18 protein-coding genes are annotated in these 12,235 nt (G+C 34.0%); 3 read left to right on the top strand and 15 right to left on the bottom strand.

Annotation, left to right across the window (positions count from 1 at the left end; all coding sequences use genetic code 11):
• Positions 1 to 942: 942 nt before the first annotated feature.
• Positions 943 to 1,176, bottom strand: coding sequence for a DUF4352 domain-containing protein (locus NSQ74_RS14715; protein ID WP_340824269.1), 234 nt, complete (start codon positions 1,174 to 1,176; stop codon positions 943 to 945).
• Between the two features lie 13 nt (positions 1,177 to 1,189).
• Complete coding sequence (locus NSQ74_RS14710; RefSeq protein WP_340824268.1) at positions 1,190 to 1,399, bottom strand: Bro-N domain-containing protein; 210 nt, start codon at positions 1,397 to 1,399, stop codon at positions 1,190 to 1,192.
• A gap of 45 nt (positions 1,400 to 1,444) precedes the next feature.
• Here NSQ74_RS14710 and NSQ74_RS14705 point away from each other — a divergent pair, with 45 nt between their 5' ends.
• Positions 1,445 to 1,792 (top strand): helix-turn-helix domain-containing protein, encoded by a 348-nt coding sequence (locus NSQ74_RS14705; protein ID WP_340824267.1) that lies wholly within the window; start codon positions 1,445 to 1,447, stop codon positions 1,790 to 1,792.
• A 282-nt stretch (positions 1,793 to 2,074) separates the two neighbouring features.
• On the opposite strand, the gene NSQ74_RS14700 is transcribed toward NSQ74_RS14705, so the two are convergent.
• The 7 genes from NSQ74_RS14700 to NSQ74_RS14670 all read right to left on the bottom strand — a co-directional run bounded on the left by NSQ74_RS14700 (position 2,075) and on the right by NSQ74_RS14670 (position 7,094).
• Positions 2,075 to 2,452, bottom strand: coding sequence for a VOC family protein (locus tag NSQ74_RS14700; RefSeq protein ID WP_340824266.1), 378 nt, complete (start codon positions 2,450 to 2,452; stop codon positions 2,075 to 2,077).
• 233 nt (positions 2,453 to 2,685) lie between these two features.
• Positions 2,686 to 2,973 carry a hypothetical protein gene (locus tag NSQ74_RS14695; RefSeq protein ID WP_340824265.1) on the bottom strand — a complete coding sequence of 96 codons (288 nt, stop codon included), beginning with the start codon at positions 2,971 to 2,973 and terminating at the stop codon, positions 2,686 to 2,688.
• A gap of 158 nt (positions 2,974 to 3,131) precedes the next feature.
• Positions 3,132 to 3,401, bottom strand: coding sequence for a hypothetical protein (locus tag NSQ74_RS14690; protein WP_340824264.1), 270 nt, complete (start codon positions 3,399 to 3,401; stop codon positions 3,132 to 3,134).
• 1,050 nt (positions 3,402 to 4,451) lie between these two features.
• The gene (locus NSQ74_RS14685; RefSeq protein ID WP_340824263.1) at positions 4,452 to 4,757 is read right to left on the bottom strand and encodes a hypothetical protein; all 306 of its coding nucleotides are present in this window, start codon (positions 4,755 to 4,757) and stop codon (positions 4,452 to 4,454) included.
• Positions 4,758 to 5,118: 361 nt separating this feature from the next.
• Positions 5,119 to 6,042 (bottom strand): hypothetical protein, encoded by a 924-nt coding sequence (locus NSQ74_RS14680; RefSeq protein ID WP_340824262.1) that lies wholly within the window; start codon positions 6,040 to 6,042, stop codon positions 5,119 to 5,121.
• 383 nt (positions 6,043 to 6,425) lie between these two features.
• Positions 6,426 to 6,575 (bottom strand): hypothetical protein, encoded by a 150-nt coding sequence (locus tag NSQ74_RS14675; protein WP_340824260.1) that lies wholly within the window; start codon positions 6,573 to 6,575, stop codon positions 6,426 to 6,428.
• A 66-nt stretch (positions 6,576 to 6,641) separates the two neighbouring features.
• Entirely contained in the window at positions 6,642 to 7,094 is a 453-nt protein-coding gene (locus NSQ74_RS14670; protein WP_340824258.1) for a phage minor head protein, read from the bottom strand.
• Between the two features lie 196 nt (positions 7,095 to 7,290).
• On the opposite strand from NSQ74_RS14670, the gene NSQ74_RS14665 reads away from it, so the two are divergent.
• Both NSQ74_RS14665 and NSQ74_RS14660 read left to right on the top strand, forming a co-directional pair.
• Positions 7,291 to 7,506 (top strand): type II toxin-antitoxin system HicA family toxin, encoded by a 216-nt coding sequence (locus NSQ74_RS14665; protein WP_340824257.1) that lies wholly within the window; start codon positions 7,291 to 7,293, stop codon positions 7,504 to 7,506.
• A gap of 111 nt (positions 7,507 to 7,617) precedes the next feature.
• Positions 7,618 to 8,052, top strand: a complete 435-nt coding sequence (locus NSQ74_RS14660; protein WP_340824256.1) for a type II toxin-antitoxin system HicB family antitoxin — start codon at positions 7,618 to 7,620, stop codon at positions 8,050 to 8,052.
• Here the strand turns inward: NSQ74_RS14660 and terS are convergent.
• The 6 genes from terS to NSQ74_RS14630 form a co-directional block, all read right to left on the bottom strand.
• On the bottom strand, positions 8,003 to 8,833 hold the full coding sequence (terS, locus tag NSQ74_RS14655) for a phage terminase small subunit (RefSeq protein WP_340824255.1): 831 nt from the start codon (positions 8,831 to 8,833) through the stop codon (positions 8,003 to 8,005). The two genes, NSQ74_RS14660 and terS, sit on opposite strands and share 50 nt — an antisense overlap.
• Positions 8,834 to 8,899: 66 nt before the next feature.
• The gene (locus NSQ74_RS14650) at positions 8,900 to 9,127 is read right to left on the bottom strand and encodes a DUF4177 domain-containing protein (RefSeq protein ID WP_340824254.1); all 228 of its coding nucleotides are present in this window, start codon (positions 9,125 to 9,127) and stop codon (positions 8,900 to 8,902) included.
• Positions 9,128 to 9,309: 182 nt separating this feature from the next.
• The gene (locus NSQ74_RS14645) at positions 9,310 to 9,489 is read right to left on the bottom strand and encodes a hypothetical protein (protein WP_340824253.1); all 180 of its coding nucleotides are present in this window, start codon (positions 9,487 to 9,489) and stop codon (positions 9,310 to 9,312) included.
• Positions 9,490 to 9,783: 294 nt separating this feature from the next.
• A complete protein-coding gene (locus NSQ74_RS14640) occupies positions 9,784 to 10,014 on the bottom strand; it encodes a hypothetical protein (RefSeq protein WP_340824252.1) in 231 nt (76 codons plus the stop codon).
• 386 nt (positions 10,015 to 10,400) lie between these two features.
• The gene (locus NSQ74_RS14635) at positions 10,401 to 11,393 is read right to left on the bottom strand and encodes a serine hydrolase domain-containing protein (RefSeq protein ID WP_340824251.1); all 993 of its coding nucleotides are present in this window, start codon (positions 11,391 to 11,393) and stop codon (positions 10,401 to 10,403) included.
• A 371-nt stretch (positions 11,394 to 11,764) separates the two neighbouring features.
• On the bottom strand, positions 11,765 to 12,202 hold the full coding sequence (locus NSQ74_RS14630) for a LuxR C-terminal-related transcriptional regulator (RefSeq protein ID WP_340824250.1): 438 nt from the start codon (positions 12,200 to 12,202) through the stop codon (positions 11,765 to 11,767).
• Between the last annotated feature and the right edge of the window lie 33 nt (positions 12,203 to 12,235).

Here is a 12,235-nt window from a genome sequence, read left to right as displayed (position 1 = left end):
ACCCTCCGTCACAGCCTGTGCAATAAAGTTTTCAAAATTTAACTAAAGCCACCTGTTTAGCTTAGTAAACATCTGTTAGTCTTCATCCAAAAAAAGTTGCAGTGGATAAATTTAATAGTGGTACTACTATTATTGCTAAACCTAAACTTAATTCACAATTTACAATACAAACCATTTTTTCATTATATTCCAATTTTATTGATAACGCTTTCCGAGCGTGGTATTTTTATATAAAGGAGGTGATTATATGAGATATTTATTTGGATTCATTTTTTTATTAATAGGTATTTGGCAGCTAATAATAACCTGGCGAACATTCACAGGTCTCAAGAAAGACGGAGATAAAAGTACTTCTCCTTTTATTATGCTAGGCCTGTGGAATAGTTTAATATTTGCCATAATTTTTATTGCTGTTTCACTCGGATGTTTCTTCATCAATTTTTAAATATTTCTATTTAAAAATTATTTGGTTTGTTCATTACTTTACAAGTATGTGATAAGTCAATCTCGTTGTTGAGTCGTCTTAAGCAGTATATTAAGTATCGAACCAATACACATACAAACTAAAAATCCAAACAAAGCATAAATGAGTGATTCCATAAAATACCTCCAACCTTCTATTATGTAATATTTTACTATAAATTTTTATTCAACTAAACTGCCCCGTTAGTTTAATATAGTTCCTTGCCATTTATATCCTGACGTTAACTAATTCGAGCGAAAAAAGATTTTGTATTCGCATCGTTATAGAACTTTCTATAATGTAGCTTTATTAATGCGATTGGATATACCAATTCGCATGAAAATTGTTAAAAAACCGATTTATATCAATAAAAAAGAGGCATCTAAATCATTTCGATTTGATACCCCTTTTATAGTGTTTGTTAAAGTTTTGTACTCGAATCCAGAACCCGCTACTCAATAAGTGACTTTTATAAACGCTTAATTTAGATTTATTATTCCTGTTTCAGTACCCCAGAATCCGGTCTGTACTTGTAAATTGAGGCCCACTAATCCTGGTGGAACTTCAAACACTACATTACCAGTTAAAGCAAGCCCAGGATTGATTCCTTCATATGTAAAGTATTTATCATCAGCTACGATTACTGTTGAAGAAGAATATTCAGCTCCATTACTAGAAATTAATTTAAAGAAACTTGAATCAGTGTTAATCATTTCTGTTCCATCATTACGAACAGTCACATTGATAGTTAAAAACACAGATGACTGTATAACTTGTACACCCATCATTATCACAATGATTTTTCTCCGCATGTTCTGGTTGTTTGTATTCCAAAGCTCTAGCTACATCAGTAGCACCGAAGTATTCTTTTTCATCAACAATGATTACTGGTAAATCACCAAACATTGGATGATTAAATGTTTTCAATTCACTCATTAGACAACCTCCTAAAAATTTTTAGTTTTATTGGAGTGATTTCATTTGTTAGGTAAAAAATTAAAAAATTTAAGAGGTAAACGAACTCAAGAAGAAATCGCAAAAGCGGTAGGACTATCACGAGCTCGTTATGCCCATTATGAAAATGATATACGTGAACCTGATTTAGAAACCTTAGAAAGATTTGCTGATTTTTTTGATGTTTCAATTGATTACCTTCTTGGACGTACAGAAAAACAAAATCTTACTCATCAAGAACCTGAAGATGCAGACTTTCAAGCATTTGCTAACAATCCAGAACTACAGAAGTTTTACAAAGAACTTCCTTATTCAAAAGAAGAGGCAGTTAAAAGATTACGTGATATTTGGGAAATTTTAAAACATGAAAGTTAATAATACTTAGCCAGTCAAATTGCTCTCTGCATTAAAAGCTGAATAAATAATGCGCACAAGAAAAGTCACAAACGTTGATTTAACAACATTCGTGACTTTTTGGTGTACGTCCAAACTTTAAGTTGGGAACGTTATTTTGTTTAGACTTGAATAAATATCGCAACAAATGAAGTGAATTATGTACCGAGCTTGAAAGGTCAAAATTATTTCAAATCTAATATATTTTCATCTCTTAAAGCTCTTACGTTCTTCAAATAGTATATGCTCTGAATTTATTACGAATTAAATTTGTACTTCACACATTAAAGCATGTGTATTTCCTTCAGTATCTTTAAAGAATGTCATCCACGTTTCTGTATTTTCCATTTTTGCAACGACATGTGGTTGGTCGATAAAGGAAACTCCCTTTTCAATCAATTTTTCGACTGACTTTTTTATATCTTCTACCTGAAAATAAATAACTGAACTTGAATTTGCAAATTCATCTTTTTCAGGTATTGAAAGAAGAAGTCGTTGCCCGTTACAATCAAAGAATGCCATATTTTCTGTTTGGAAGAGAAGTGTTAACCCAAGTACTTCTTTATAAAATTCAATTGCACTTTCCACATTTTTTATTGGGACTGCTATTTGCCCAATTTTTTGAATTATACTAGATTCCATTATTATTCCTCCATTCATCTTTGAACAATTTATTTATAATGCTAATAGAAAAAACTACTTTCCTATTCTATTCTATTTAAAATGCACATTCCCTTTTTTAATAAACCTGCTGCTTATGTACAGATAGTTCTCAAAGCGTCGTTTGGGGACATTTCATAAAAGAAAGTTATTCAAGAATTTGGCCCTTTAATGAAAACGAGCGCTTATCCTTGTAATCGCGCACAATTATTGAATTAAAATGGGTTTTCTCCTTTAACAAACGGAATAAATACGGCATAAACAGAGCCGATAAAAAGAAGCCAAAAGATAATAGATGCTATACGTTTCTTTAACAAGTTGTGATTTTTATTAATAAAAATCACACGAATAATTGTATAAAGAAAAAACAGTAAGTAAGAGACACCGAACCAATTAACCCATACATTTCCAGAATAAATAATACCAAAGTTCTCATAAATCGTTCTTAATACATTGTCAGTTAGCGTAAAACCAATCACTAAAAAAACTAAGGTTTTAAACATTATAATAATGTACGATTTCCAAATGGACAGTTTTGTTCCCTCCCTTAATTTCCATTTCTCCAAATTTTAATATAATTATATAATTCTAGCTTTGAAGAGCATTATGCAAGCATATGGCCCGATTATTGAACACCAACCGCGACAGAATGTTGAATGTCCTAGCTATTGTTTTCGGAAAGTCTATAGACGGAGAAAAAAAGAAATGTTAATCCTAGAAACAATAGAATTCCACCTGCAATCATATTTGATATAATATATTTGGACTGAATGGAATGAAACTCAGCCGTATCCATACCACCCATCGAACCTAAATAAGCACTAGCTGCACCTGCTCCCAGATCAACACTAAACTTTAATACAAAAAAACCTGCTAATGTAATAACCATAGTAAATATTAAAAAGCCATATTTCTTAATAAATTGCATCATATCCCCCTGTCCACTATTTAAAAAATAGACCGTATTTTTAAAGAAGAAGTGCAATCTCAACTCTAAAATTGCGCCATATAATGGTTTGTTTCCGCGTACTGTTCATCATTTACTTGCTCCATAAGTTGAAGTAGAAAAATGTATACACATTATTAAGAATCCCTTCATTTCAGTTAGCAGAAAGATATTTATTGAAAGTTATTAAAATTTAATTGAAGAAAACCAAACATATTCGGTAATATAAAGATCAAAAATAGCCCTGTAAACGAGAAGGTTATAAATCTTTTTCTATCTAAACCAAGTCTTAATTCCCAGAGTCCCAAACACACTAAATATAAACCTAACAACATACTAATCATTGGTAACATCACTAAATAAATACTCATTTTATTTTCTCCTTTTAATGATTAAATTTTATATGTATATATTTGAACTGAGACAGTCCCTTAACTTTTATACGTCTGGCAATAATATAAGTTCCAATTTTAAGTAAATTACCCATTAATAATTAAAAGTTAAGAGATTCCTTGAAATTAGGGGAATTTTAAAACATGAAAAGTAATTATAATACTTAACCATTCAAACTGCTCTTTGCATAAAAAGCTGAATAAAAAATGTCACAAGAAAAGTCACAAACGCTGATTTAACAACATTCGTGACATTTTGGCGTACGTCCAAACTTTGATTTGGGAACGTTATTTTTAATTAATATGAATAAAAAGATAGCATTAAATTCGTTTTTTAATCCTAGGTCTAATAATTTTTCCGTAAATTTGCAAACCGATATAACCATCTATAAAAGCTATAATTATGCCAGTAATCAACATAAATAAACCTGTATTATCGAATAAAAGAATAGGTTTGGTTAATGCAAAAAACAATGAGAGAAGAATAGGTAAGGTAATACCCACCCAAGCAGACGTAAAAATAACTATAATCAAAACGTTACCTCAATTTTAAGATTCTTATTATTGATGAATAATAAATGTTTTAGGATTCTAATATAACATTCCCAAAGCGAGGTTTGGGGACTTTTTTACATTAGGTACCTTAAAAACAATCATAATAAATCAGATTTTGGTATTTGGGTAAATCTAAGAGCATGTCTCTGTCTTTACGTAGCCTTAAATTCAGTAACTGACATCCTTTACACGATACATATTCAACCGGATAAGAATCTACTGTTATTTCATTGAATTTGTTTTGTAGCGCATGTTCTAATATTTGTTCTAAAATTTCAGGGGTGAATACATTACTCTGAATCATATAATTTCCTTCAGCTTTATTCGGAGAACTTTCTAATTTCCAACTATTATTTTGAAGATGATATTGAGTGTGACAAACCATACAAATCATAATTCGCCTCCCACATTAAAGTAATAATGTATCAATAATTCATGACAGTTTAGTTAAGCATAAATCTGACTAGACCCCTTATTTAACAATATGGCCCTTTAATGAAAACGAGCGCTGATCCTTATTATAGAATCGCGTCCTATTGTTATAGTTTGGTCTTCTGTGTCCAAAACTTTTATTTGGGAAAGTTAATTTGAATGATTTTGTATACTTTATAAAGTTTTAATGAACTTAGACAGAAGTGCTTATTCAATAGTAGCTCACAAATGCGAAGAGCCAAGATAGTTGCACTGCTGTTTTTAAGCAATAAATCGTCTCTTTTACTGAGCGATACTAAATCTATATTCCTTATCACCTACCGTCACACACCGGATTTCACTTCATACATATACAGCTCATCCCCGTCCAAAAACAGCAACTTACTCTCACGGTTATTCACTAATTGCGGTTCGAAAGGCTTACCATCCGGCCTCAACAGCTCGATTTTACGGACAGTCTTATATTCATTACCTTCACGATGTAACTCAAAGAGTGTACGTTCTCCTCTGCCTCGGTATGCAACGATCGTCTCCCCGTTCACCGCAAACGCCTGAAAATAAATATCTTCGGGTGAATAATACGATGTGAGACCCTCTTTCCGTACGCCAATCTTCGAATCTAGGCTAAAGAAAAACCAAATTCCTCCATCTGCTACACCATTCAACGCCAAACACTCAAAAATAAAATATTCCTTATCTTCTTCAAGCGAATCCAATTTAGCACCCGAGGCGTCCCAGCCAACTAGCCCGCTGCGGCCAACCGGATCCTTCCAGCCGTAATTGCCGAAAACGCCTTCATCAAAGTACCCTGTCCAAATCTCTTGATTCTTTGTTACGTACACATGCCCAATACCATCCCCTAAACAAAATGATCGGATGAAACGCCCATTTTCATCATAGACACGTGCGTTTTCTTCAATGTTTTGCGCATCATGGTAATACGACCGTGCGCATACAAGCAGAAATTGTCCGTCATCAATCGGCTGTATGTAATGATAATTCCATGTCTCTTTCGGCAAATCTAGTACTTTCTTTTGTCCATCTTTTAGATGAATGACTTGATATCTATAGCTTTGTTCCGTAACGGTTGCAGGGAAACAACCATCGATTAGTGGAATTCGCTCTTCCTTCAGTAGGACAAATACATCGTTTTCATGTCCAAGTGCAATCGAAAGAGGCATCATTTGTTTCAACTCTTCGTTCAGATTAGCTATTGGATTCATAAGTATTTTGAGTATTGATTTCATTTTCTTTCAGCAACCTTTCCTCGATAGTTTGCATACGCAAAAAGAATTTAAGTAATAATGATTTTATTTCTTTTTCATTAAACCATTGATTAACTCTATCAAGAAAATTTTACCACTTTTTAAAATGCACCGAAATCGTCGTTAAGTAACATTTCTTAATAGATTGTTACTCCACAATCTGGCCCGATTGTTGAATAAAATTTAATCAAAACTTCCAAACAAATTCAATTTTAACACATATAACTAATAACAAAATCACCTCTAAGAAAAACTAACGAGGCGATTTTTATCATGCTTTAATTCAAGAACTAAATTAATGATGCTTATACAAACAAATGTATTCTATAAACCTCGTATACTAAATTAAAAAAGGGAAAAAATTCTCATTCTAAGTAATTTGCGATTTCTATCATTGAATTTGTCAATCGAGCTAGTTCCTCATCAAGCGCTGATTGAGAACGCTCCGCTAACAATACTAATTGTTGGTGGAGTATTTCATCAACTGACATTTCATTTATTGATTTATATTCCATTTTTCTGCTCCTTTAATAATTTTTTTAAAATTACATCTGCTTTTAGCACTAGATGTTCATAACATGCTACCTTTCGGCGCTAAACTTCTTTCTCCACTCGTTATAACTCACATAAGGTACTGTCACACTTGGTGGCTTCACTTCTTTGTAAGCTTTGTTAAACGCCTGTTTATACGGTAGTCCCAAGTCTTCCATGTAAGCATCTATACGAGCTGCTAAGTTCTTTTGGTACGTGTCATCCATATAGTCTCTGCCACGTCTATATTCAGGAAATTTACCGTTTACCAAGTAAATCGAATGACATCGACACTGAATATCCATGGATGCAACACCCCATAGCCTTGGCGCTTTTGATTTCCACTTTCCATAGTGATAGTAGCCGTCTTTATCAGCTTTCTGCCCGTCTAGCTTTCTATGTGATTTGCGAACTCTCGTATCAAGGGAGGACATCCATATCTTTGTTAGCCGAACGGTTTTACTAGCCTTTTCTTCTACGGCTAAATCGGCAAGTGATCGCACTCGGCTTCTGTACGTGCAACAAGGATGGCTTTCTTCTTGGTCCAACCCATCGCGTTTTCAATCCTGTGCGCCATTTCAGTATAGCTTTCTCCAGCTTGTAGGCTTTGTCATTTTACTCAACTCCCTTAATATTACACGCATAAAAGACACGCATTATTTATGCGTGTTATAATGATATTAGAAAGGAGGTAAGGTAATGGGAAAGCAAGTGACCATAAGAGAAGCACTAAAAAAACTTAAAAAAGAAGGATTCATCAAATCTCCTACTCATAAGGGTCCTGGCAGTCATCAAAGATACATACATAAAGATGACCCAACAAGATTTGCTGATATAAGCGTAAAAGCTGATGGTCGATTGATTCCGGTAGGCACACTTAAAAGTATTGAGCAGACTTCAGGGGTTAAATTTTAACCCCTCTCTGCTACATCTATTGCCTAGCCTTAACTTGCCTTTCTCTATATTGCCTTACCTCAAATGTTTAAAAGTAACATAATAATAATGAAAAGAAAGGAGGTTATTAAATTGAGCTACGCCAATCATTTTATTTACCCAGTCGTTGTTGAAACTGCAGCCGATGGTGGTTTAGGAATGTATTTCCCTGACTTTGCTGGAACAGCTATTTTAGCTGACCATATTAAAGAAGGTATCCAAGAAGCGAAAGATATGTTAGCTTTTCGTATCCTTGAATTAGAAGAAAATGAAACATCTCTGCCCAATCCATCAAATCCTGCAGATATCGTTTTGCATGCTGAATCAGATCGAATTATCTTTATTGACGTTTACATGCCCCCATTTCGTAATGAGTCTGTAAATAAAGCAGTAACAAAAAACTGTACGCTACCTCGCTGGTTACGAGATGCAGCTGAAGATGCCGGTTTAAACTTTTCACAGATACTTCAGGCATCCCTTAAAGAGGCTCTAGGTATTGACCAAAACGACAAAAAAGCAGCCAATTAAGGTTGCTTTTTTTGCTGACAATTTGAATTTCTATAGGTTCATTTTGTTGACCAGAACCAAGCTTTTCAACCTCCAATTTCGACTTATCAATATTCAACTGCATCTGCTCTAGCTTCAATCGACGCTCATCCTCAGCGTCAGCCATTTCCACAAATTGACGAATTGAAGAACGCAACTCCTCGATTGCTCTCGATTGAGCAGTGAGTAGTTGCGCCTGGCGTTCCCATGCAAATTGGAAGTTGTATTCAGTTTCGTGCGAAGGATTTTTACCCCCTTGCACCTTCTCTCTTTTGAGCTCTTTTATGATTTCGTCTTTTGATTCAACATGCATAATACGTTGAGCTCTAATAATAGCAGCATACTGGATTTGTATTTGATCCCATATTAAATCGGCTGGAGAACGTTCGTTCATTGCTTCCATGATTTCGAGTGTTTCTTCGGGTAGGAACTTTTGAAAGAAGCCATGCTTTAGTGCATTTGTGTTTCGTTTCGGAGGCGAAGCGTTTGTATTACCTTTATTTCCTTTTGCATTGTTGTTTCCTATTGGTGCACCACGGTTTCTACTTTCTGTCTCTATCTCGTTGTCGGTTGCATCCTCACTAGAAATAGTTGCAACCTTTTGTGTATTGGTTGCATCCTTTTCTGTTGCATCCCTCGACCATTTTTCACGACTCTTCCGGCTCTTTAATGTACCGAGCTTTATGTCATGCTTTTCAGCAAGATCAGCTAGTGTAATCTTTGTTGTTTCCCACTCTAGTTTAATTTCATCCCAATTAGGCATCTCTCATGACCACCACCTCCGTCTAACAAAACAAAAAAAGACACTCGAATGAGCATCTTTTTTAAATTACTTTTCTTGATATTCTCTTTTCATTATGAATATCAAAGAACTAGTTTTAACAGAAATAACTGCGTTTTTACCTGCATTCTTAGTGCTATCTATCTGATCTGTTATTGAAACAAGCTCCCATCCATCGCAACCATATCCACTCAACATATCTCCGATATAATCAGCTTCCCTTTGATCTTCAATTGCTGTTTCTCTGTATATTGTTTTATATTCCCATTTTTTCATTAAATCCACCTCCAGCACAATCATAAACCATAAGATAAAATATATGTAATAACTTTTTGCTTTCACAAGCAAGTACCGGTAGTTCAGCAGCAAGAGGAGGACTGCTCGATACTCAGTTTTCAGGGCAAAATAAAAACACCCCGAAGGATGTTAAACTAACATTAAATGAATCTATCTATGTATTATTCGTTTATTTTGATTTCATCTTTATCTTGGCTGTTCTTTTTTAAAAGTTCGATAATTTCTTTATTTTGTTCAACTTGAATATTGCTATTTACTTTTATGATTCTAATCCATATTGTTATTGCTATTATTAAAAATGGAAATATAAAAATAAATGCCGTAAAGAGATCTTCCTTCATTTTTCTATCCAGCTCCTTCTTATTTTAGGATCATTCTCATTATACACAAACCCTAAAAAAGATGGTAAAAAAGTAAATTTTTACAGCAAAAATCCTTACCATGCTAGGTGTAAGGCTTTTTTCGTCTATTATTCTATTGTGGTAAAAACTGTCGAGTTAGCTCACTTCTAGCAACCGTGGCAGAGCTTCTTCTCCACGTTATTAATGTAATTGTGTTCGTGCATTTCCGTGCACGTTTAGTAAGTTTGACTGTACAAAATGGAAGTGGACGAAGTTCACATGATAACCACTCCTTTATCGAAAGAAGATTTGAATTGAAACAATTACTGAAAACAAAAACACTCCCATATAGAACCAACCATAAACCTTTGTCTCGCTTTGAAATTTTTTAATCCCTAGAATTAACATCACTAAACCTATGAAGAATACCAATAAGAAATTCCAGTGGTAATCATGTGTAATAATTCCATACGTCGAGAGAGACAATATTATGACTGTAAAAACAATTTGAAAAATTGTCAGCATAACTTCCCACTCCTCTATTTCATTTTATTTCTCATACAACAAATAAATATTAGAGGGAATTAATTACAATTTAAGCCCTTTATATTAATTAAGATACCTAATCTCTTAAAAAATATAGGCCGGCCATGTATGTCTTGCTCCTAACTAGTCTATGGAGCGCGGGTCGGTCGTCGGTCTGTCTTCACTATATTTAGGTTTTTATAAATACCAAGTGAGGAAACCTTTACCGCACCGAACCTACCTCCGAGTTTACATCATATTTTTTCTATCACAAAACATGCTACATGTTTTACATTTGTTCTTTTTGTTTCATTCGTTACATTGGTTACATTTGTTCCACAATCGCGCTCGATAGTTTAAGTGAAATTTTTCACAATCTTCACATACTATTTGATTAAACCTTTGATATCTCTAAAAACCTTCCATACGTTACAACCAAAATTACTTACCAATATGATAAGCGAATCTTGTTGTTTATCATATGAACTATAAAAACTTATACCAGGATCGCAGCCTTCAAAGTGGTAATCAAACACGCCTTCTTCTTTTTTATCTAGCCAAATCCCATAACCATAGCATTCTTCTTTCACTTGGGGAGTTAACATTTCTTTTAACATTTTCTTCGATATCAAGTGACCATTCATCAGACTAGCCCAGAACTTTTCAATATCTATTACAGTAGTAAATGCTCCTCCTGCTCCTGTCCCTTTTACATCAACACTGTAGATATTGGTATAAAACTCTTGTCTGCTATCATCATATGCATACCCGTTTGCACATTTAGCAGGCAATCTGTCCAGCTCATAATACCCTGTATTCAACATTCCGCATGGAATAAAAATATGTTCTTTAAGATATATATCAAATGAAGAGCCTGTAATAGCCTCAACAATGAGACCAAGAACAACAAATCCTGTGTTATTGTATTGAAATCTATCTCCTGCAGGATACATCATTGGTTTATGAATAAATAAAGGGATGATATCCAATGATGTGCGAATTTTATAATTGGGGTAGTCAATCCACAGTTCATCATAATCTTCCATGATAGACTCATCAAAATAGTCGGGTATTCCCGATGTATGATTAAGCAACTGCCTGATAGTGATATGAGGATCAATATTGTTTAAATTAAAATTCAAGATGTCCCCAATACGACTATCAAAAAATAATCGACTTTGTTCAATCAATTGCAAAATAGCTATGGCAACAAATACTTTACCTGCTGAGGCTGTTGCAAACTTTGTATCAATCTCGTTTGATACTTTATTTGATAAATCTGCATATCCAAAAGCTTTACGGTATACATTATTACCATTTTGAGTGACCGATATGACCCCACTAAAATCCTCTTTTATACATTCATCAAATCCCATCATTTCAATCTCCTTTAAGCAAACTTATTTGAGTTCAATTATTATTTTTCTCATGTTTTATTAACGAAAACCATTTTAAATATCCCCCTTTCAAAAAATACAAATGACATGTAGTATCACACCTTATCACATGTATTTTTCGTATATAATCAACTTCGCCTCGCTTATGAACCCTCTTTTATTCAATAATTTGGCCATTTGCCCGAACCCAAATTAACAACACTCCTCAACTAAACTCCCCCGTTAGTTTAAGTACATTGATTCACAAATCTAATTACACTTTAACATAAATATCCAATTATTTCTTATTAAGAGTTACTCCACAATATGGCCCGTCTGTTGAACAATTGTTATTAAAAAAGTAGCCAAAAAGGCTACTTAATCATTTGACTCAAAATATTATTTCTTACTCTAAATATCGTTGTACTGGAAAGTTTCATATGCTTGCCAATTGCTCGCATGCTATCACCATCAAGCAATCTGTGAAGGACTTCAACCTCTCTATCACCATCTACAAATGGAATGCGTTTCTGTACTTCAGCAATCTTCTGCTCATATTCCTTAATGCGATAATTAAGTGCATAAACTCTGCGTTGTACTTCTGTAAACACCGGATCACTTATACCTCCACTAGCCTTCGGTAATGTTGCCTCAATACCATACCTAGCTGTTTTAGCTCCAATATAGCTGTTATTATCCATTTTCGCAACCGGTTGTCTTGCTTCCTCGATGGTTTCAACCATCCATCGATAATTCTTAATCCACTGCAGTAAATTCTCTTTCGTTACTTTCATTTGCCCTTGTTTGCCCATCAGGTTAGCCCCCTTAAGCTGTGGTATAATACT

Source organism: Lysinibacillus sp. FSL W8-0992 (assembly GCF_038008685.1).
GTDB lineage: Bacteria > Bacillota > Bacilli > Bacillales_A > Planococcaceae > Lysinibacillus.
This window is presented reverse-complemented; position numbering and strand designations above follow the sequence as displayed.